Origin of the sequence: Nostoc sp. ChiQUE02, assembly GCF_034531305.2 — a bacterium.
In the GTDB taxonomy this organism is placed as follows: domain Bacteria; phylum Cyanobacteriota; class Cyanobacteriia; order Cyanobacteriales; family Nostocaceae; genus Nostoc.
The window spans coordinates 1-22584 of the sequence record NZ_JAVRBN020000052.1 but is presented as its reverse complement, the minus strand read 5'-3'; the positions used below and the strand labels follow the sequence as shown (position 1 = coordinate 22584).

General features: G+C 42.0%; 16 protein-coding genes. 6 read left to right on the top strand and 10 right to left on the bottom strand.

Translation table 11 applies throughout. The annotated features are described in order from the left end of the window. Positions 1 to 110 precede the first annotated feature (110 nt). Positions 111 to 788: a class I SAM-dependent methyltransferase gene (locus RM347_RS30710; RefSeq protein ID WP_322715582.1), complete on the top strand. Its 678-nt coding sequence runs from the start codon at positions 111 to 113 to the stop codon at positions 786 to 788. A gap of 148 nt (positions 789 to 936) precedes the next feature. Here RM347_RS30710 and RM347_RS30705 read toward each other — a convergent pair whose 3' ends face one another. Beyond that, positions 937 to 1491 (bottom strand): 1,2-dihydroxy-3-keto-5-methylthiopentene dioxygenase, encoded by a 555-nt coding sequence (locus RM347_RS30705; protein ID WP_322715581.1) that lies wholly within the window; start codon positions 1489 to 1491, stop codon positions 937 to 939. A gap of 252 nt (positions 1492 to 1743) precedes the next feature. On the opposite strand from RM347_RS30705, the gene RM347_RS30700 reads away from it, so the two are divergent. Beyond that, positions 1744 to 3189, top strand: coding sequence for a deoxyribodipyrimidine photo-lyase, 8-HDF type (locus tag RM347_RS30700; RefSeq protein WP_322715580.1), 1446 nt, complete (start codon positions 1744 to 1746; stop codon positions 3187 to 3189). A gap of 164 nt (positions 3190 to 3353) precedes the next feature. Here the strand turns inward: RM347_RS30700 and RM347_RS30695 are convergent, their stop codons facing one another. The 4 genes from RM347_RS30695 to RM347_RS30680 all read right to left on the bottom strand — a co-directional run bounded on the left by RM347_RS30695 (position 3354) and on the right by RM347_RS30680 (position 10354). After that, on the bottom strand, positions 3354 to 4331 hold the full coding sequence (locus RM347_RS30695) for a hypothetical protein (protein ID WP_322715579.1): 978 nt from the start codon (positions 4329 to 4331) through the stop codon (positions 3354 to 3356). Positions 4332 to 4479: 148 nt separating this feature from the next. Continuing rightward, the gene (locus tag RM347_RS30690; protein WP_322715578.1) at positions 4480 to 5700 is read right to left on the bottom strand and encodes an MFS transporter; all 1221 of its coding nucleotides are present in this window, start codon (positions 5698 to 5700) and stop codon (positions 4480 to 4482) included. An 825-nt stretch (positions 5701 to 6525) separates the two neighbouring features. Further along, complete coding sequence (locus RM347_RS30685) at positions 6526 to 7323, bottom strand: hypothetical protein (protein WP_322715577.1); 798 nt, start codon at positions 7321 to 7323, stop codon at positions 6526 to 6528. Positions 7324 to 7681: 358 nt separating this feature from the next. Then, the gene (locus tag RM347_RS30680) at positions 7682 to 10354 is read right to left on the bottom strand and encodes a beta strand repeat-containing protein (RefSeq protein ID WP_322715576.1); all 2673 of its coding nucleotides are present in this window, start codon (positions 10352 to 10354) and stop codon (positions 7682 to 7684) included. A 909-nt stretch (positions 10355 to 11263) separates the two neighbouring features. Here RM347_RS30680 and RM347_RS30675 point away from each other — a divergent pair. Both RM347_RS30675 and RM347_RS30670 read left to right on the top strand, forming a co-directional pair. Next, positions 11264 to 11497 (top strand): hypothetical protein, encoded by a 234-nt coding sequence (locus RM347_RS30675; RefSeq protein ID WP_292783841.1) that lies wholly within the window; start codon positions 11264 to 11266, stop codon positions 11495 to 11497. Continuing rightward, entirely contained in the window at positions 11490 to 11771 is a 282-nt protein-coding gene (locus tag RM347_RS30670; RefSeq protein WP_322715575.1) for a hypothetical protein, read from the top strand. The genes RM347_RS30675 and RM347_RS30670 overlap by 8 nt, the downstream gene beginning before the upstream one ends. A 192-nt stretch (positions 11772 to 11963) precedes the next feature. Here the strand turns inward: RM347_RS30670 and RM347_RS30665 are convergent, their stop codons facing one another. The 4 genes from RM347_RS30665 to RM347_RS30650 all read right to left on the bottom strand — a co-directional run bounded on the left by RM347_RS30665 (position 11964) and on the right by RM347_RS30650 (position 16266). Beyond that, entirely contained in the window at positions 11964 to 13193 is a 1230-nt protein-coding gene (locus RM347_RS30665) for a glycosyltransferase family 4 protein (RefSeq protein WP_322715574.1), read from the bottom strand. 161 nt (positions 13194 to 13354) lie between these two features. Continuing rightward, positions 13355 to 13987 (bottom strand): response regulator transcription factor, encoded by a 633-nt coding sequence (locus RM347_RS30660; protein WP_322715573.1) that lies wholly within the window; start codon positions 13985 to 13987, stop codon positions 13355 to 13357. Continuing rightward, complete coding sequence (locus tag RM347_RS30655; RefSeq protein WP_322715572.1) at positions 13984 to 14820, bottom strand: S1C family serine protease; 837 nt, start codon at positions 14818 to 14820, stop codon at positions 13984 to 13986. Before RM347_RS30655 ends, RM347_RS30660 begins: the two co-directional genes overlap by 4 nt. 534 nt (positions 14821 to 15354) lie before the next feature. Then, entirely contained in the window at positions 15355 to 16266 is a 912-nt protein-coding gene (locus RM347_RS30650) for a S1C family serine protease (RefSeq protein WP_322715571.1), read from the bottom strand. Positions 16267 to 16503: 237 nt separating this feature from the next. Between RM347_RS30650 and RM347_RS30645 the strand changes: the two genes are divergently transcribed. Next, positions 16504 to 17358: a uroporphyrinogen-III synthase gene (locus RM347_RS30645; protein ID WP_322715570.1), complete on the top strand. Its 855-nt coding sequence runs from the start codon at positions 16504 to 16506 to the stop codon at positions 17356 to 17358. A gap of 156 nt (positions 17359 to 17514) precedes the next feature. Beyond that, positions 17515 to 17814: a 2Fe-2S iron-sulfur cluster-binding protein gene (locus RM347_RS30640; protein ID WP_322715569.1), complete on the top strand. Its 300-nt coding sequence runs from the start codon at positions 17515 to 17517 to the stop codon at positions 17812 to 17814. Between the two features lie 479 nt (positions 17815 to 18293). Here the strand turns inward: RM347_RS30640 and RM347_RS30635 are convergent, their stop codons facing one another. After that, complete coding sequence (locus tag RM347_RS30635) at positions 18294 to 22010, bottom strand: beta strand repeat-containing protein (RefSeq protein WP_322715568.1); 3717 nt, start codon at positions 22008 to 22010, stop codon at positions 18294 to 18296. Positions 22011 to 22584 lie beyond the last annotated feature (574 nt).

Below are 22584 nucleotides of genomic sequence, written 5' to 3'. Positions count from 1 at the left end.
ACTTTCCCTCCCCCTGCCCCCTGCTCCCCTGCCATCAAAGCGATGGGATATCTTTTTAATTGGAAGTCCCTTATTTGGTGAAAGTGTCTCTTTGACGTAGCAATTAACTTATGGACAAGAACGAACAACGAATTCTCTATTCATGGGTAGTGAATGCCCAACCGTGGACACGTATAGTTCGTGACAAGCTTCTTGAGAGCCGTGTTCTTGTCACAGACAGAGCGATTGTAGAAGCTGTAGTTGAATTTGAACCGAGAACGTTCTTGGACATCGGGTGTGGTGAAGGGTGGTTGTGCCGTGAACTCTGGGATCGCGGGTTTAATGGCTGGGGAGTTGATGCTATTACCAATCTGATCGAATCAGCACGGTGTATGGGCGATGTCCGCTTTGTTGTATCTTCGTATTCGGATCTTCCGTCACAAAGATTTGGCAGTATTAACCAGTTCTCCTGTTTCATCTGCAACTTTTCTATTCTTGGGGAACGTGCTCTTGGCGAGATCGCCGAAGCGGGTCAGAGCCTGTTGGAGTCTAAGGGCAAAATAATTATTCAAACACTTCATCCTCATCTTGTTTGTGGCGACTCTCCATACGAGAGTGGGTGGCGCGAAACTTTCTGGACAGGAGTCGCAGATGGGACATTTCATCCTGCACCCTGGTACTTCAGAACAGTTGAATCATGGATTGCTGAGTTCCATCTCAGGAATTACCAATTACTCAAGTTACTGGAGCCGTGCCACCCCATAAGCAAAAAACCAGCCTCAATTATATTTATCTTTGAACGACAGTAATTTTGAATAGCAAACCTCAGAATAGCCAAAAATCAACCACTGATAACTGGAATGCTCCTCTGCGCTGTGACAGAAGTAAAGAGCACACCGTTTTGGTGCGATCGCACAGTACGAGAAACCCAAAGGATTATATTTGGAAAATTGAGCTTTAACGCGGCTTGTTGAGCGAATCACTCACTTGAGTACCTGTATAATTGGGAACCCAACCTTCGGCGATCGCAAAATAGCGTATCCCTTTGAAATTCAACGATGCAGTCGGGCTGCACCAATGCTCAACACCAGCGGGGATGTAAAGATAGTCTTGTGCCTGAACTAAAAGCTGTATCTGGCTGCCATCAGGTCGCACGAAGCCATAGATCATTTCTCCTGCCAACACATAGAGAGGTTCCGCGGCAGGATGAGTATGGTAACGCCCATAGGTTGTTATCAGTTGGTGAAGATTGAAGGAACCTGGATGCACATTCAGTAAGTCACACCAGAGAGCGCCATTTTCTTGCTGAATAAATTCAAAGACGCTGTTATGTAGTTCTACACAATAACGTTTCTCGGACTCAGTTAAAAAGTCCTGGTCTAGCAGATTGGGAAAGAGAAGCGATGTTCCTGGGTCGTAGTGTCTGAGTTGAATCCCAAGAGGGGCAAGCTCACGAACTATTTCGCCTAAATCGCTCTCAATCGTACCGTCGTCAAGTAGTAGGTTAGCCATGACAAAAAGACTAATTAACTGTTAAGAAGAGTATACTCAATTTTCAGCTTAAAAGCCACTATTCCCGACAGACAAACCGGGGTTTAATTTCTTATTGACTCCTGTTAATTTGATTCACACCCAGTCCCCATTACCCCTTATCCCCAGAGAAGCCCCACCTTCCCCACTCACAGAAGAAATTTATCGCCAGAATGATGTTCATTGGTACCACTAGCATCTAAGCTAGTACGGGTGAACTATATCTAGCATGAAATGTCTGACTTAATTCTGTTTTGGCATCGGCGCGATTTACGCATTTCTGATAATACAGGACTGGCTGCGGCAAAACGGCAGAGTCCGAAAGTGGTGGGTGTGTTTTGCCTCGATCCGCATATTCTGGAACGGGATGATGTTGCTCCTGTGAGAGTAACTTATATGATTGGGTGTTTGCAGAAACTCCAAGAGCGATATGCTCAAGTTGGTAGCCAGTTATTAATACTCCACGCTGATCCTGTACAAGCGATACCAGCTTTAGCAGAGGCAATAAATGCCAAAGCTGTTTTTTGGAATTGGGATGTAGAACCTTATTCGCAAGAACGCGATCGCACCGTTATAGATGCCCTCAAAGAAAAAGGCATTCAGTTTCTTAACCAAAACTGGGATCAAATCCTCATCTCCCCAGATGAGATCCGTAGCGGTAGTAATCAACCTTATACGGTTTATACTCCCTTCTGGAAAAATTGGATTACTAAACCGAAAGCGAACCCAGTAGAAACTCTGCAAAATGCTGAAGGATTAACGGAAGCTGAACAGAAAATTGCTAAACTTGCAGGAGCTTTGACACTACCTTCAGCGAAAGATTTAGGGTTTATTTGGGATGAACAATTAATTCTTTCACCGGGAGAGGCAGCGGCGCAAGAACGGCTAGAGGAATTTACTAATAAAGCTATTACTGAATACCAAGAACAGCGGAATTTCCCCGCAGTGGACGGCACATCGCAACTGAGTGCAGCTTTGAAATTTGGCGTAATTGGCATTCGCACTGTTTGGCAAGCCACGATAGAAGCACTGGAAAATAGCCGGAGTGAGGAAACAGCAGTTAATATTCGCACATGGCAACAGGAATTAGCTTGGCGAGAGTTTTATCAACACGCAATGTATAACTTTCCCGAATTAGCTGATGGCGCTTTCCGCGACACCTTTAAGAACTTTCCTTGGGAAACAAACGAAGAACATTTCCAAGCTTGGTGTGAGGGGAGGACTGGCTACCCCATTGTAGATGCAGCAATGCGCCAGATGAATGAAAGCGGCTGGATGCATAACCGTTGTCGGATGATTGTTGCAAGTTTCCTCACCAAAGACTTGCTAATTAATCCCCAATTGGGAGAAAAATACTTTATGCAGCACCTGATTGATGGTGATTTATCTGCCAACAATGGCGGTTGGCAATGGAGTGCTTCTAGCGGCATGGACCCTAAACCTGTGAGGATTTTCAACCCAGCCAGTCAAACACAAAAATTTGATCCAGAGGGGGAATATATCCGGCAATGGGTATCAGAATTGCGGTCTGTAGATACAGAATATTTAGTTACTGGAAAAATTCCACCTTTAGAACGTCATGCTGTTGGCTATCCTGACCCAATTGTGGATCATAAAATACAACAACAGCAGTTTAAACAGCGTTATCAACAGCAAAAAAGCATTACTAGTGGTGAGTAAAATTGTGAGATTTTTAATGTTTATTTATAACATGTCCTGCTAATCAACGTTCCTTTAAAAATGTTCGTAGTCAGGACTGAAGTCCTGATTTTGTTCGCATAATGTCTTGGATAAAGGACTAAAGTCTTTACTACAAACCGATGAGTATTTTGACGGAAATCAGATTACGTCTTCACAGGTAAACGAGAAATTGTCCATAAGATGAGCAGGAAGATGAAGTAAATTGTACCAACCAGCCCAAACTCAATCAGAGGAATATAGGTTACTTCGTAAATTCTGCCCAAGCCGCGTTCAGTCAGTGCATAAACGGCCAGTACACTCACTAAAAAAGCTCCGTAGATAGTACGTTTAGTCCAGATACCAACAGGTAGACCGTGGAGCTGAGTCAGTACCAGAATGCCAAGAAAACCAAAAAGAAATGTTGGCCACTTGCTTTGTCCTAGCATCAAGGACACAATGACACTATGTAAAACCACTGTAATTTCTAAGGAAAATGTCCACCAACGGTTTACATGAGTACGGTTAAAAATTAACGACGATTGGAGCAGCAGCAAGAACATATAGAGAAAACCAATTAAGTGCCCCAAAGTCGCTTCCATTGGATGATACCAAAAGGTGTAGATAGCGGCAAAGGAGAAAAAATAGCCGTGGTATAGCTTGATAATTTGCAAAAACTGTTGATGGAATGGAACAGAATTGCCAAAAAACAAACCGCGTCGAGGCGTTTCCAAAATCAGTACGAACACCAGTAGGAGCACAACCGCACCTTGAGAAGCCCAAATTGAAGTATCTTGAGCGAGAGCATCGTACCAAATATATGTTTGGAGAAAGTGTAAAGCGATAAATGCACCATTAATGGCAAGCATGAGGTAATTAATTGGGTGCAACGCCGATTTGTATTTCAACTGCGATCGCTGCGCCCACAAGATACACGCCCAGATGCTAAACTGATGCCCAAGGTACATACCCCAAGCCGTTGCTCGACTCCAAAAGGTCGGGTTGGGAAGTTTCCAGTAATACCAGTTTAATCCTTGGTCAGGAAGTTTGGTGATGCTTGCAGGAATGCTCCCACCTAGCCAAATTGCGTAGGTGAGGAGGATGCTTACAAAGATGCCTAGAAATAGTACTCGGCGACCTGTCATATTAATTCGTAATTCGTAATGCTTAATTCGTAATAAAAAGGCGAGAATAACTTTCTCAAAGTCCTCCTTTTTAAGGAGGATTTAGGAGGATCTAAAGTTTTAGATACATCAGCCATCACCTTGAAAATATCCTCTAAGAACTAAATTTTCAGGCGATAGGTTCTGTCTTTGTTTCAGTTGGGCTTTTAGCCATTCGTAAACAAAGAGTCAAAGCTACCAGCATTACTAAAAATCCACTCAAAAAAGGAGCAGAACTCCCAAATTTCATAAAACTAACACCTGCCCACGTTGGTCCAACGATACGTGCCAAAGCAGAGCAAGAACTGGCAATTCCTAATATTTGTCCTTGTTCTTCTGGAGCCGTCATCTGGGAAATCAGACTGTTTAATATTGGTTGGCTGACACTAATTCCCCATGCCACAAGTGTGGTAGCGACCAACAAGAAAATTAAGCTTTGTGAGAATCCAATTAGCAATAATCCTGAACCTAACCCTAATATTCCCAAGATAAGTAACTTTATTTCACCTAATTGTTTCTTGAGGAATCCGAGGAGTCCTCCTTGAATGATTGTGCTCACAATCCCCATGAAGGCAAAAAGATAACTAGTTTGTTGAGGGCCCCAATTTAATTGCTGCTTAGACCATAAAGCCAATGTAGAGTCCATAGCTGCAACAGCAAAGGTCACTAAAAAGTAGATGCCAACAAGCACAGAAAACTGTGGACGCTGTGACAGCTGTAGCAAGTTCAGTCGTCGCTGACGGTACCGATGAACTTGGATTTTGGCTTTAGTCTCAGAATTTAGGGATTCTGGAAGTAAAATAAAAGCACAAAGCAATGCCAATAAGGATAATCCGGCTGCAAACAACGACGGTAGATGAAAGTTAGCGTTGTCCGGATCAGGCCCGATCAAAAGACCTCCAATCGCTGGGCCGAGAATGAAGCCAAGACCAAAAGCTGCCCCTATTATGCCCATGCCACGAGCTCGATTAGTTGGCGTGGTAATATCTGCGATGTACGCCTGAGCAGTGGCAATATTCCCTGCCATAATCCCGGCAAGACTACGAGCAATAAACAAAATCCATAATGAGTTGGCAAAGCCTAAGCCTGCGTATGCAATTACAGAACCGAATAAAGTAAGTAATAAAATCGGACGGCGACCGTAGCGATCGCTAAATCTGCCCCATAATGGTGCAAATAAGAACTGCATTAAAGAATAAATAGCTACAAGTAGTGTCGCTTCATTAGGTTTTGCACCGAATTGATCAGCATACAAAGGCAGTATCGGCAGAATAATTCCGAAGCCGAGCAAGTCTATAAATACAGTCAAAAATAAGACGAATATAGCCCTGCTATTATTTTTACTCTCCATAGTGCAATTCACTTTTATAAAAAATATGTGTAATACCGATTACCTGTGAGGTTGCATAGAATCAGGCTTGAGCAAGCCTAATTCTATGCAGCTTATTAGAGAATTGGTATAACTTGGATTAGTTTTATGGACATTAGGGAACACTTGATAATAAAAGCCTATTGAATGCAACCAGTAATCAGTTCAAGCAAAATGATTGAATTTGAGTATGGTTGAGGAAAATAGCATGAAACAAACCCACTATAAAAATTAAGCCAATAATACTACTAATAAAAGCAACCACGATTTCGTGCTTCCGTATAGCTTTTTGTATCTTAATGTCTATGATGTATTCTAATTCTTTGTATGACATTGACTTTAATTTTGCTAAAAATAAGAGTTCTGTGGAACTTATGTCTGACAGAAGTTTGAGTATGTTCAAAAAATCTAGCTTGTTCAATGATGAATTATTTAGACACTGTGGGAGTGTCTAAATAGTTCGTCATTGATAATGATGTTCGCGGACTCGCTACTGCTGCGCTAACATAATTGGTAATTACAATCACTGGTAAGCGATTTCCGGAAAATAAATTACCCGATAGACCGATTGAGTCAGTTCTGATTTTATACCAGGAAAAGGACTGTTCTAGCTGGTCTGGTAACTTCTTATTCCAAAATGTCCTGAGCTAAGGACTCATCACTGATAGCGAGACGAAGAAGGGAATCTGCGTACCCCTACGGTAAAGTCAGCTACGCGCAGCTTTTCGTAGAGAGGGTCTTGCAGACCACCCAATTAGAGATTTTGGTGTCGTCTGCTTACACTCTTCAATTACTAATTAGGAATTATTAATTATTTTGGCAAGTGCGTTGGCGTAGTTTCAAAACAGCACCTGAAATACCAAAAGCTAATATCACCAAGGTATAAGTTGGTTCGGGAACTGCAATAATGCTTAACTGATTAATGGCCAAGCCGTATTGTGGAGCAGAACTGCTAAAAACGAGTCGCGAGATGTTTGGAGTGTCACTACGAATCCCTAAGAAAACTGCTGAATTATCTAATGCTAGGGATGAAGTACTTAGAACTGAAAAACTACCCAATAGGTTGTTAACATTATCAAAAGCAGTGATAAAAGTTTCAACTTCCAAATTACTAATGTCTACAGCTATCTGAGTACCAGCGCCAAAAACTGGCTGGGCAAAACTAATGCTAAAAGGTCCTCCGTTACCCTGAGTACCAGGATCAGGAGCACCAGGAGGAAGAGGTTGAAAACCTGTTGGGTCTATACCTCCAAAGAGAATAAAATCTCCTTGGGCGAAGTTAGTCCGAATCCCAGGTGGAGGTAAAGTTTGAAATACAAATGGTGGAGTAATCTGAGGTTTATTAGCTGGAGCTATATTTATATCCAACCCTAAACCACCTTGCGATGTTGTTGAGAAAGAGTTAGGTAAAAAAGCAGAAAAGTCAGGAGCTACAGGATTAAATACTTTACCTAAACTTGCCCAATCCACTTCATCATTACTTCCCAAAGTAGCACGTTCATTTACTAAAAATGTAGCTGCCTTAACTGGTAATGGAAGAACCGTTATTATAGCTGTAATTGCTGGTAAATATTTGACAAATGACTTAAATAAATGATTGATCATACAATGCCAAAAGGCTTACTCCTTAAATTTGTTAAAAAAATAATATCATCAAAATGCAATAATTTAACACCCACGATGAGGTAATGTATTTCCCTATTTGAAAGAGTTCAAGCAACTACTGCATTTAATGGTTAAGTTACAAAAACTTTTGATAGCTGCTAAAATTTTACATAATTAAAAATTTTACCAATCTAACATCATTTTTGCGACACGACTTTAGCTTGGGTTACAGACACAATTTCTCGTGTCTGTACCACGCTCAATTTGTTGTTGGTCTACTACTAGTCAGTGATTCCACAACGAACTTATAAAAGCTGAAAAGCTTTAAATTGTTATGAAGTTTTGACTTGTAATAATTTTAGACCAACTGAATAGTCACATTGGATGAGAGGTTTTCAAGGAAGGCGAATTGATTTCCTAAGAAAGACAAGTTACCACTAGAGTTGTCGTACGTAAAGTCGCCACTGTTACTAGTACCAAACCCTGCTTTAGAAACTTGGATTACGTCACTCTGACCAAAGGTGTAATCTTTGATGATGTCAATACCATCACTTAAGCTATTGAAGATAAACTTATCTGCACCAAAACCACCGCTGAGAATATCGTTACCTTGTCCACCGATGATGGAGTCATTACCGAAGCCACCGGAGATAGTGTCATTACCATTTCTACCTTCTAATCGATTATTTTGGCTATCGCCAGTAATGTTGTCACTTGCATTTGTACCGATGAGATTATCAAAGTTGAGTACATTAAATGTTATTGTCCCCAGACTAGGAACGTTAAGGGCAGAGATAGTTTGCTCCTGTAAGTTAGCGATGACAGATACACCAGCAACAGATTGAGAGGAATCTATGGTGTTATTGGCAACGCTAGCATCAGCAATAACTGTTTCTACTTTAAAGACTGTGTCTGTGCCGAAGCCGCCAGCTTTTGTGATTTGCCCAACACCTGATAGGGTGATGGCTCTATTCAGTTTGCTGTAGTCTGCTGTATCTAAACCATCTCCACCATCAATCTTGTCGTTACCCCGACTGCCCTTGAAGGTATCATCGCCTGCACCACCTATCAATGTGTCATTGCCAAGTCCACCATCAATCAGGTCATTGCCATCTCTACCATCAATTAGGTCATTCCCAGCTAGGCCAGATAACTGGTTATTTTGACCGTCGCCCTTAATGCTGTCATTGTTAATTGTGCCGATGACATTGGCAAAGTTGACTACATTAAATGTCAATGTTCCCAAACCAGGAACGTTGAGGGCAGAGATAGTTTCGGCTTCTAAGTCAGCAACGGCAGCTACCCCAGACAAAGATTGAGATGCATCTATCGTGTTGTTGGCAACGCTGGCATCAGCAATTACCCTATCTACTTTAAAGACTGTATCTGTTCCGAAACCGCCAGCTTTAGTAATTGTCCCTACACCTGAGAGGGTGATTTTTTTGCCTAAGCTGCTATAGTCTGCTGTATCAAAGCCATCTCCACCATCAATGCTGTCGTTACCTCGACTGCCTCTAAATGTGTCATTGCCGCCATTGCCTGTTAATTTATTACTTTGGCTATCACCAGTAATGCTGTCATCTTCATTTGTACCGATGACATCGTCAAAGTTAACTACAGTAAATGGCAATGTCCCCAGACCAGGAACGTTATTGGCTGTCAACGTTTGGCTTTGTAGGTTAACGGTAATAGATACACCAGCCAAAGATGCGGAAGCATTTATGGTGTTGTTGGCAACAGTAGAATCAGCAATAATCTTTTCTACTTTAAAGAGTTGGTCTTGACCCAATCCACCAGCTTTAGTAACTGTCCCTACATTTGACAGGGTAATAGTTTGGCCTAGTTTGCTATAGTCTGCGGTATCAAAGCCAACTCCACCATCAATGCTGTCATTACCCTGACTACCCTTAAAGGTGTCATTGCCATTACCACCTAACAATGTGTCATTGCCTTCACCACCATCAATCAGGTCATTGCCACCTCTACCATCAATCAAGTCATTACCAGCAAGACCAGTTAATTGGTTCTTTTGGCCGTCGCCCTTAATGGTGTCATCGTTAATTGTGCCGATAACATTGTCAAAATTGACTACATTAAATGTCAATGTTCCCAGACCAGGAACGTTAAGAGCAGAGATGGTTTGGTCTTGCAAGTCAGCAACAGCAGGGACTCCAAACAAAGATTGAGACGCATCTATAGTGTTGTTGGCAACTTTAGCATCAGCAATAACCTTATCTACTTTCAAGAGTTGGTCTTGTCCCAATCCACCACCTTTAGTAACTGTCCCTACTCCTGAGAGGGTAATAGTTTGACCTAATTTACTATAGTCTGCGGTATCAAAGCCATCCCCACCATTAATGCTGTCGTCGCCCTGACCACTCTTGAAGATGTCATCGCCAGCACCACCTAACAACGTGTCATTGCCATCTCCACCATCAATCAGGTCGTTACCACTTCTACCATCAATGAGGTCATTACCAGCCAGACCAGTTAATTGGTTATTTTGGCTGTCGCCCTTAAGGGTGTCATCGTTAACTGTGCCGATAACGTTGTCAAAGTTGACTACATTAAATGTCAATGTTCCCAGGCCAGGAACGTTAAGAGCAGAGATGGTTTGGGCTTGCAAGTCAGCAACAGCAGGTACTCCAGACAAAGATTGAGATGTATCTATAGTGTTGTTGGCAACCGTGAGATCAGCAATTACCCTTTCTACTTTAAAAACTTGGTCTTTGCCAAGTCCGCCACCTTTGGTAATTGTTCCTACACCTGACAGGGTGATGCTTTTGCCTAAGCTGCCGTAGTCTGCCGTATCAAAATCATCTCCGCCATCAATGTTGTCGTCACCTCGGCTGCCCTTGAATGTATCATTACCCCCATTACCAGCCAACGTATCATTCCCATCTCCACCATCGATTAGATCATTTCCAAGATTACCGGAGATATTGTCATTGCCTGCACGACCAGAAATCTGATCGTCACCAATAGTACCCAACAAAAAGTCATTGTTAGGAGTTCCAACAATATTGGACATAATGTATAACCTTTATAGTTTTGCAGATCAAATTCTTTTGAACGTTGTAATACTCGCATATTACAATGATGGGAATTATAAATTTATGATGAAATAAACCTAAATATAATTAATACCGTTTTATATCTCTGGCAAAAGAAAAATACCAAGGGTTTGGGTTTTTTAAAAATGTGTTTTTATGTCAGAAAAATTGAGAAGTCATAAAATTAAGATTTACGCACTTTACATAAGAATAGTCTTATAAATCAAAGTAAATAGGTCGTTTTAGCTTTTTGTAGTCGCATAGGACTAGCCCAAGCCAGACATCACCAAAAGGTAATTGAAAAATCTAGCTAGAAGCATTAAAAAGCATGTTTGGATATTTTGGCGTTTATGTCAATGTGTAATTAATAAAAATATACAACTTAAAAAGATCAAGATATAGTGCATACTACAGATAATATTATTCAGTGAAAAAAATCATATTTAATGTGAAAATAAAAACTAATAATTTGCCTTTAAATCTTAACTGGTAAGGGTATAAGGAAAAATATGGGAAGGAATCTACTAAACAGATTGGATATTGTACCTAACATAAACAAGCAAGTTGTGAATGCACAAAATAGGCAATGTATTGACATTTATTTTGTACAAATGATTGTTTTTTAAGTATTTATACTTTATTCTGGTGAGCGATCGCTTGTTTCTGACACTTGCTTCCCCAAAGGGGTACGCCAACGTCTTTTCGTACAGCGATCGCACCTAGATCAAAATTGCCTAGCTCTCAGCTAAGTTTGCATAATTTCGGGTAGATTACCGCAAATGCGCTGATATTTTAATTTCCTCTCTTCATAAATTCCGCAAAAACACCGTTACGCTATTTCTGCTTGTGATCAAAACTTAGAGCATCCAGTTTATTAGGGCGTGTTTATGACCAACCCTGTAAAGACGGTTATCCAAGTCAATCTGGAGATGGCTCTAGAAGTAGCTCAAGAATTGGAGCAAGCTCCATACACTCAACTCGGTGCTTATTGTTTGGAGATTTTGCGGGAGATAGGATGTCCTGGTACTGAACTCCCAGTTAACTTACAAACTCGCGATCAGCAGCTAAACTTTATCACAGGCTTTGCATCTTATGCTTTTGGGGAGGTACAAAGTGTATAAAGCATTAATTGAAGATATATTTTCTGATTCAGAAGGCGCAGAAGAAACTACTTTTCCTGCTACAGATGAAGAATTGTTAATCTTAACAGATAAATTTTTAGGGTTTGAAATTCCCCCAAAGGTTTTCTTACAAGCTATAGCCATTGCTGATTACGACTGTGCAGCAGCTTTTCGCTACGTAGATAATTATTTGATTACCCTCAAGAATAAGAATAAGCGTAAGCATAAGAAACTACTTGTGTTAGGAGCTACGACTAGATTTGACAATAATTGACGTGTTTCTTTACCAGTTAACCCTGAACCATTACGATTTACATAAGATAATGTGCACTACCGATGTAGAAACGTTGCATTGCAACGTCTCTACAAATATTTGCCCCACAGCGACAAGATAGAACAATTAGAATTTATCTAGAAGCATAAAATGGGATTTTTATTAGATCAAGCATTTTTAGGTCTGTCCTAATTACAAATTAGTATTACTCCTCGCAAGACAAACTGTTTCATAGCTTTTACCAGCAATATCCCAAGTGAATTCTGTTTCTACAAGTTGTCTGCCGTTGTGAGACAATTCTGAACGCAGATGTGGACGATCAAATAGTTGACTAATAGCGGTGACGTACTCTGCTGGTTTATTGGCTCGTAATGCCCGTAATCTATGACTAGCACCATCCACGGCTAATCCTTCTAAGCCGCGATCGCTAGCTACTACAGGTATACCAGCTGCCATTGCCTCTAAAGTTTTATTTTTAATGCCAAACCCAGTCCGCATGGGTACAACGCAGATGGTAGCTTGATGCAAATATTCTACCATTGAAGGCACACGCCCAATCACATTAATTCCTGGTTTTTGATCGAGTATTAAAACTTCTGGTACTGGATGCGAACCGACAATATCGAAAGTTGTATCGGGATACAATTTTTGGATTTCTGGCAAAACTTCGTTGCTGAAAAAGCAGACAGCATCAATGTTTGCTAAATTATCCATTGCACCGATGAAAATTAAGCGATGTCCACCTGGATCGGTGGTGCGGTTGGGGAAAGAAACTAAATCTACGCCATTGGGAATAACTGTAATTTCACTATTGGGGTTAAATTCTTGTAGTTGAATTTTATCTTCTTCTGTTGTCGCAACAATTGCCGAAAACTTAGCACAGTAGTTTTGCTCATAACGACGCAACAGTGGCAGATTAATTTTGTCTCTGAATGAATTTTCTGAAATGCCGGTTGATAGTTGGTTTCGACAAGTAGCGTAAACAGAACTATGAACATTAACTATGGTTTTTAGCTGTTTCTGAAAATGTGGCTGCACATAAATTTCATTGACACTATGTTCGCAGGTAATCACATCACATTTCCCCGCTTCCACCCAGTTATTAACCCATGTTTGCATCTCAACTGAGTAGCGGTTGAGTACACTTGGCGGTGTCCCCTGTTGCAAAAATCTTCCAAATCGCTGTATTTTCTGGAGTATTCCGGTGTTTCCAGAATCTGGCGGGCGTTCAAAAATGGCTAGATGATCCACACAATCCCGTAATCCTGCTACTTCTGCGTCTGTAACATCGCCCTCGCGTTGAGTTGCGAGGGTAACACTATGGCGTTGACTCAGGTATTTAAGTAAATTAAATGTCCTGACTTGGGTTCCCCCGCGTGTTGGTGGATACGGAAAGGTGGAAGATAGCATTAAAATGTTCATATAAGTGATGAATCAAATGTGATACATACACCATGACCTCATTGGAGGCTGTATGTCATCATTTGATTTATCAAAAAGAATTCAGGAGTCATATCAAGTCCGGTTGAATACTTATCATTAGGGCTGACACGGGGACGCAAAAACACGAAAATGACTACAGATCAGAGCATAATCAAACCTAGTCGCACACCTACAGCAACAGCCTCCGTGCGACTGGAGACACTGAGCTTTTGAAAAATGGATGAGAGATGAAATTTGACAGTATGCTCAGAAATATGCAAGCCTTTAGCGATCGCTTTATTTCCCAACCCAGAACCAAGCATTGCTAAAACCTCTATCTCCCGTGGTGTCAAGGTTTGCACAGGATTTGCCACCATTTTTTCCCGGATAGACAGTAATTCTACAGCATCCGGGTGCAGCACCACCAAACCAAAAGCGATCGCCTCTACAGCAGCGACAATTTCCGACTCTGTGCTAGAACTGGGCAATATTCCTCGGATACCAGAACGTAACCCTGTCTCTAAATCAATGCTGTCAAGTTCCTCAACAATGACGATCGTTGCCAATGGGTATTGCTCCTCTTGAATGAGCAGCAATTTTTCCCACACCGATTGTTGAAGATTGCCGCTCAAATCTACCAGCACCACATCTGGTTGTAATTGCCCAACTTCCCTTGCCAATACATCCAAATCGGATGCACTCCCCACAACCGTCAGCCGAGGATTGGTAGTCACCACCGCTGATAACCCTGCCCGCACTACAGGGGAAGTGGCAACTACCATCACCCGGATCATGTCGCCTCCACAGCAGTTTTCCCAGACTGCACGGCAACATAAATAGTGAATTGCTGCCCACCGCGTAGGAGTTGTAGCGGCACAGATCCTTTACTGTCGTGGAGATATTTAGTTAAATCATTCATGCTAGTGAATAATCGCCCCGAAACTCCAATTAAAACATCGCCGATTTGTACACCAGCAGTTTCCGCCGCACTGCCAGGTAGAATTGACAATACCAATAAACCCAAGCTACGCCTACCTAAAAGTACAGGTTGCAGTGTGACTCCCAGTTGCGGACGACTATTTCCCTGTAAAAAACGCTCAACGGTATTGCTGGGAACTGCTACAGCCAAACCATTAACAATCATGGTGTTAATTCCCACGACTCGACCGAGACAGTCAGCAAGCGGCCCCCCAGAATTTCCAGGATACAGCTGCAAATCCGCCATAACTGCTCGTGGATTATTTGCATAGATAATTCCAGTTGTCACAGCACCACTTTCAGCAAACGGATTACCTACCGCCAAAACTAATTCACCCACTCGCAGTTCCTCAGAATTGCCGATGGTTGCAGCAGTTAAATTAGTGGCGACAATTTTCAGGGCTGCTAAATCTTGCTGTGGGTCAAATTGTGTACGCACCGCATCAAATACCCTTCCATCTGCCAATTCCACGGTTGCACGGTTGCTGGTTGCCACATGAGCATTAGTGATAATTAGTCCGTCAGATTGCCAAATTACACCGGAACCGACTCCCAGAGAGCCACTTTTCACTTTGACAGTGCGTAGGCGTAGTTTAGCAGCTACCTCTGTCAATTCAGCAGCGATGTTAGTTAATGTTGTGTTTGCCATGTTATGCAATTTTTCCCCATGTCAAAGTAGAATCTGTTGGCTGACAATAGTTTTTAGTCGAGTTGGGATAATTGAGAATGCTGCAAGATATCAGTTAACCCAACTTTGGAAAGCAAATTTTGACAGTTCCGAGTTCAAAGGCTCAACGTTCAAGTAAAAAGGTGCAACTTCCGAGTTCAAAAGCTCAACGTTCGAGCAAAAAGGTGCAACTTCCGAGTTCAAAGGCTCAACGTTCGAGCAAAAAGGTGCAACTTTCGAGTTTAGAGGCTCAACGTTCGAGCAAAAAGGTGCAACTTCCGAGTTCAGAAGCTCAACGTTCGAGTAAAAAGGTGCAACTTCCGAGTTCAGAAGCTCGAATGAATATAAAATCTAGATAAATCTTGACAGAGCTAGTTAAGGGATTTCCGGAAATTAAATTATCCAATTTTTAGAGCGAAGATGACGATCGGATTCTTCCTCCCCTGCTCCACGGCAGTTGCTCTACTTGGGGAAACCCCAAGACCGCACTGCCTCCCCTGCCTCCCCTGCTTACACTTATTCCTCCTTAGTAGGTCGTTCGCCAATTGCGATCGCTAACTCAATTAACACTCCACCCCGGACAACTTGCAGGTTGACAGTTTTACCAATGCGATCGCTACTATTGAGCAGCGCCAGCACATCACCTGTATCGCCCACAGTTACGCCATCGAATGTGACCAAAACATCGCCAAGCAACACACCTGCATTGTCCGCGGGCCCAGAAGGCTCAACATTAACAACAATTACCCCAGTTGTAGAAGTTAAATTGAGTGCAGTTTTTAGGTTTTTCGGTAAGCGTACAGGTTGCATTCCCACACCCAAGTACCCCTTAGAAATGCGTCCTTTTGCTACTAATTGGTCAACCACGCGATCGACTGTAGCAGTGGGAATAGTCAAAGCAGTACCACGCCGCCCCGATGTATTCATGCCTACCACAAAACCAGCAGCATCTACCAACGGCCCACCTGCAAAGCCAGAGTAAAGGGTGATGTCTGGGCGGATGAATTGGTCAATATTACCGCCACTCATACTCCGCCAAGCACCACTAACCACGCTGACCGCACCCATCGCCGCCCTTAAGTCACCTTCGCTACCTCTTGCCAGTCCTAGTACCAAATGACCGACTTTAAGCGTTTTGGCATCCCCAACTTTAGCCACAGGTATTTCTAGATTTTCTAGTTTAAAAACAGCTATATCGGTGCTAGAGTCATGACCCACGAGTGTTACTGGTGCAGTGTTACCATTTGATAAAGTGATGGTAATGTCGTCATAGCGCTGGAGAGATTCATCAGAGGTAACAATGATGCCATTACGCCAGTGAATGCCACTTGGGGAAACACGAGTACCCGCATTAACTGCAACCACAGCACTCCCAGTTTGTTCTACGGTGTCAGCTAAACTGTTGGACAAAGCCAGTAATGAAGACATAAGATTTTTCTGCAAACGTTCTTAGATGTTCATATCGTGCCGTTTTATCAACCCAGATGGCATCGGAAAAATGGGGAGAATTCATCCTAGAAAAATGGCTAGGATTTATATCAATACGGTTTGGATAATATCCCCCCGCCTGTAGCGACACACTTTTTAAGGGGGTTGGGGGGATCTTCCGGGGCAAAATATCACGAACACCAAGCGTATTGCATTCTAAGGTGGAATAGCAATGAAATGGCAGATAAACAAATGCACACCCAATCAAGAGAAATCAATCTGCTGACTCCCTCTAGAGAATTACCTCTATATGGCATGAGAATTTTAGTAACAGCACCGAGAAATTATGCTTATAGGTTATCTGAACAAATTATCAAACAAGGTGGTTTACCTGTTTTCATGCCTACTATCGAAACCTGCTATTTATCAAACTACACTAAGTTAGATACTGCTCTAGACCATATAGGTGAATTTGATTGGATTATCTTCACAAGTAGAAATGGCATCACTGCATTTTTCCACCGGATGAATGATTTAGATATTCCCATCTCTGTGGTACAAAAATGTCACTTATGTGCTTTGGGAAAAGATGCAGAAAGCTTATTATCTTTTTGTGGCAAGGTAGATTTAATTCCAACAGAATCTAGCCCAGGCGGGATTGTGGCTGAATTAGCGAAACTTCCGCAAATTTACGGCAAAAAAGTGCTCATACCTGCTCCAGAAGTTGTTGGTTTGCCTGAGCCTGATGTTGTACCCAATTTAATTACGGATTTGCAGCAATTGGGCATAGAAGTAACTCGCGTACCCGCATATATTACACAGGGTTTAGACGCAAGTATCTACGGTGTTGAATTAAACCTGATGCGTCAAGGAATGATCGATGTAATTGCCTTTAGTAGCACGGCGGAAGTAGAAAGCTTTTTGACAATGGTCAACTCGCAAAGCGATTATGAACGTTGCATTATTGCATGTTTCGGCCCTTATACAACTGCTAATGCCCGAAAGTTGGGTATGAACGTCTCTATAGTGTCTAGGGATTATAGTTCATTTGAGGGATTTGCTGAAGCGATCGCAGCATTTTTTCCTCTGTGATTTTGGTGTGCAGCTTTTGGTACATATAAACTAGCCCAACTAACCGCTTGAGAATCTAAAACATTCAATCACAATCAACCACAATCAACTCTAGACTAGCAGCACATAAACCCGTAGTATCGAAAATGGAGTTTATATTGAGTTAGGAATTTTTTCATGGCAACTTACAATGTAACATTACGTACCCCAGACGGTGAACACATAATTGAAGTCCCTGATGATGAGATCATCCTAGAGGTTGCTAATAATGACTATGATCTAGACTTACCCTATTCCTGTAGCGCTGGTTCTTGCTCTACCTGCACCGGGAAGTTGATTTCAGGTACAGTTAACCAAGACGATCAGAACTTCTTAGACGACGATCAAATAAAAGCGGGATTTGTTCTCACCTGCGTGGCCTATGCCACTTCTGACTGTGTAATCGAAACCCATCAAGAAGAAGCACTTAACAGTTAACTAAGAAATGTGGATTTAATAAAGAGCAAGTTTTGTAGGGGAGGTAGAATTAAGCAGCAGCAATCCTGCGGGTTCTCCGAAAGGAGTACCACCCTTGGTGCAGCCTCTTGTAGAGACACATACGCACCAGCAGGCATCATAACTGCTGTTGTGTTAGGATAAACACCCCTAAAATCTGAGGTGATACCGTACTCTCGGCGATAACACACCGTACTAGATTTAAAATTTTGCACTTTCCTAAAAAATCTGTATAAGCTTAGTAATTCGCACTAAAGAGCGCTCTCCAAAAGGGGAGCGCTTTTTATATATTTCAATAGATGGCTATATCTACCCTGACTTGGAACAAACGAATCAAATCTTCTTAAAAGTGATGCCTAAAAAGAATTACAGCAGGATGTCAATGCAACTACCATCTCAATTAACTAGACAAGTTGCTCTGAAAAACTTGTTAAAGGTAGGCAAACTTCCGCCGTGCTGCACTAGTAAGTAATGAAATTGCTAGCATTTAAATTTGTTGCCGTAATTCCAGTTAACAGAGCAACACTTTGGTTATTGGAAGTATCCTTAATCAAGGTATCGCTGCCGCTCTGAGTAATAGACAAACCTGAGTAAATTAAACCGCCTGCTAATGCAATCAAATCTTCACTGATATTGAAGTCTTTGATAGTATCTTTACCTTCACTCTTGGCAAGCACAAATATATCATTACCTGCACCTCCTGTGAGATTATCAGTACCCAAACCGCCATAAATCTGATCGTTTCCTAGTCCGCCAACAATTACGTCATTACTAGCAAAGCCAAAAATCAGATCGTTGGAGCTAGTTCCCTGCAAGGAGGTATCAGACTTGGCTGTACCAGTGATAATGCTATTGATTTGGTTACCGTTCTTAATGTTAACGACATCAACATCGTTAGGGTTGAGATTGTTATAATTGGCATCACTGCTAACCGCTGTGCCAGTAATGATTTGGTAAACAATGTTATCATCTACAATATTATCATTAACACCTGTAACGGTGATTGTTTGAGGCGTATTCCAATTAGCTGCGGTAAATGTAACGCTAGAAACTGAGACAGTACCTTCACTCACCTTAGAACTACTCAAATTGAAAGTGACATTAGCAGTGGGTTGGCTAGTTAGTTGGATATTGAAACTAGCTGTGCCACCAGCTTCTGTAGTTACTAGTCCAGTTATGGGGGAGATACTGAAACCTGCGATATCGTCGTTAGTAATCGTACCAGTAGCTTTGTTATCAGCAATGCTGGCATTGCTGGGGTTGGTGAGATTGACAAAAAAGCTCTCAGTTGATTCCGCAACGAAATCATTAAGAATCGGCACGGTGATTGTTTGAGTGGTAACTCCAGGGTTGAAAGTCAGACTGCCTGTAACTGGGGTGTAATCAATGCCAGCGATCGCAGTATTATTACTAGTGTTGTAAGCGACTGTAATGACGTTACTGCTAGCATTGGAGAGTTTGACTGTAAAAACAAAATTGCCACTGTCTTCCTTGCCGCTTTTATCTGCGATCGAGATAGTGGGTGCATTGTCATCATCAACTATCGTGATTGTAGCAGGAGCGCTCGCAGCTATTTGGTTGGGGTAACTCAGGTTAAGATTAATGGTTTCGTCAGTTTCAGTCACCTTCTCACCCAAAATATTGAGTGAAACGGTCTTTGTCGTTTCCCCAACGGCGAATTTTATAGTCCCTGATGAACTACCTGTGACACCTGCAACTTTAACGCTATTGTAGTCGCTGGCAAAAGTTGCTGTGCCATCCAAGGCATAATTTACAGTAGTGGCAATGGCAGTATTACCACTGCGAGTCACGGTGAAACTGACAGTTTTGCTACCACTATTACCTTCAGTCACAGTTGGGGTAGCAGTTGAAATGGCGTAATTGAGATTAGCAGGAGGAGCAAAGTTAGTATTGCCAATGTGATTCAATGGTTGCTCGGCAAAGTTTCCAGGTGATGTGTTAGCAACAGTGTTAGTAACAGTACCTAATGTCAAATTCGGTGCTGTCCCAGTGATTAAACTTGCTACCCAATCTGAGGCTGTTGAACCTGTAGTATCACCTGAACGCCCGACATATCCAGCGGTAAATGAAGTCTCAACAACTGTGGCATTTGGAACTGAACTACCAGTAGAACCTTTTCTAAATACAATCGAGCTATATGCTTTGTCTGTAGTTCCCCCATCTAAAACGGCAACTGAATCCAGCACAGTCCAATTTGGGTATGGAGTAGCATCAGGAATACCATCATTATTGGAGTCAATATCATTGCTTAAGGTGGGTGCATTGGAAGTTTGAATCAGGAAGAAACTAACAGACCCGTTTGCTATGTCGGTTGCTGCACCAGTGTGACCGATTGAGCTTGAGGCTCCGTTCCCCCATCCGGCTCCAGTTCCAGTATTAGTTAGGACATTTGCACCAGAGTTGACTGTATAAGTACTGCCTTTTTGCAGAAGAACTAGCAACCCATTGCTGCCAAACTGCTTACCAGATAAATCAAAAATATCTTGAACTTTGCCAAGGTTAGTGTTGTTATCGCTCTCAATTCCAACTAAATAAGTTCCATTTGGTATAGTTGTACTGGGAGTGCCACGCAGTTCGATGTATTCATTAGGGACGTCTGTACTTGGGGGATCAAAGAGAATTTCGTTGATGAGTATCGGCACAGGGATGACGGGAACGTCGGGATTATTGGGATTATTAAGTAGCACTGAAACATTTCTAGATTCACTGTTTGCCACCGCCAAGTCATATCTACCGTCTTTGTTGAAGTCGCCTACAGTGACAGCATGAGGTGTTGTGCCTACGTTAAAGTTCGTGGCATTTCCAAAGCTACCAGTGCCATCTCCTAGCAGCACTGAAACTGTATCTGAATATGCATTTGCCACTGCTAGATCAGATTTTCCATCCCCGTTGAAGTCAATTACCGTGACGGATACGGGATTTAACCCGACGTTAAAGTTAGTGGCAATTCCAAAACCACCACTACCATCTCCTAACAGCACTGAAACATTGTTAGAGTCCGAATTCGCCACCGCCAAATCCAATTTGCTGTCTTTATTGAAGTCACCTACGATGACAGAATTAGGATTTGTTCCCACATTAAATGGGGTAGCTGAGTTAAAACTACCCTTACCATTTCCCAACAGGATTGAGACGTTGTTGAAGTAAGAGCTTGTCACCGCTAGGTCAGATTTTCCATCCCCGTTGAAGTCGTCTACTGTAACGAAACTAGGACGGCTTGGAACTTTAAAGTTTATGGCATTTCCAAAGCCGCCAGTACCATCTCCTAGCAGCAGTGAAATATTTTGGGAGGCATTGTTTGCCGTTACTATGTCAGATTTTCCATCCTTGTTGAAGTCGCCCACTACGAGGGATATGGGAGAAGATCCTGATGGCAAAGCAAAATTGACAGCAGGTCCAAAGCCACCAGTAGCTTTGTCATCTCCAAATAGCACCGAAATGTTACTGGAGGAATTGTTTGCCGTTACCAAATCCAATTTTCCGTCTTTATTGAAGTCGGCTACAGCGACAGAATAAGGATTTAACCCGTTGAACCCGACCACGCTAAAGTTGCTGGCAGGCTTAAAAGTGCCATCACCCTTTCCCAAAAGTACCGAAACGCTTTGGGAGGACTTGTTTGCCGTTACCAAATCAGTATTACCATCTTTATTAAAGTCGCCCGTAATGATGGAATAGGGTCTTAATCCTACAAGAGGTGCGATCGCAATGCTAGCAGTCTCCGTAGCAGTACTGTAGGCAGTTGTGCCCCCACCAACACCTGGATCTACGCCAGTAGTGCCACTAACGTTGCCATCTGAAGCATCCCAAGCGCGGAAGGTGATTTTAGCCGTACCGTTGTAGCCAGCATTGGGGAGAAAACGGACTTTTTCTGTATCTCTGAGCAATGTTGCAGAAGTGGCAGACACAGCGAAATCAATCCAGTTATTACCGCCATCTGTGGAGTATTGCCATTTGCCATTGGTATTATCTACACCAATGACGGCAATTCCTTCCACTGCACCTGTGTCTGCATCAGTAATGGGGTCGCCACCTGCACCTTTAGCAAGGATGCCATAAACTAGAGTGCCGAGGTTATCGGCGGTGGTTATATCTTGGGTAATAGTGACTAGTATGGGATTACCAGTGTTGTCCAGTGTTGGTGCTGTATTGGTTGGCATTTACAATTCCTCTGCAAAAATAGTTTAGGTTTTAGAAGTTTTGTTTTCTCGCAGTTGCACCTTGATTATTGTTAATAAATAAAATTTGGCAACTTGTAACTGTTGACTCGAATCTAATACTTTAGGAACACAGCACTAAATAAGAAGCGAATACTTAGATATCCGCTTCCATGCCTAAATTAAATGGGTAATTAGAACCTCTTTTTGTTGAGGTAAAACAGAAAAAACTAATATTATAACTAAGTACAAACCTATGCTAAAAATATAAAATATACTACAGTATTATTACTGTAATAACTAATATGTGCTAAAAATTTAAATTTGCAGTTGATTTATTAAGTAAATCTGAAGTAATTATATGTGCTTTTGTTGGGATAAAAGATAGAGATACCAGATTTATTTAGATAAACCGGGCATGGTTGGTTTATTTACGCCTTGCTATCCCAGTAAGTAATGAAATGATCCTGCGATCATGCTATTGACTTGGTTGGCGTTTTTGGCTCTTCATTACTTGTTATGCTAAATACGTCTGTAAATCAGCTTAAAACCCTTACTGGGCAATAATAACGACCGT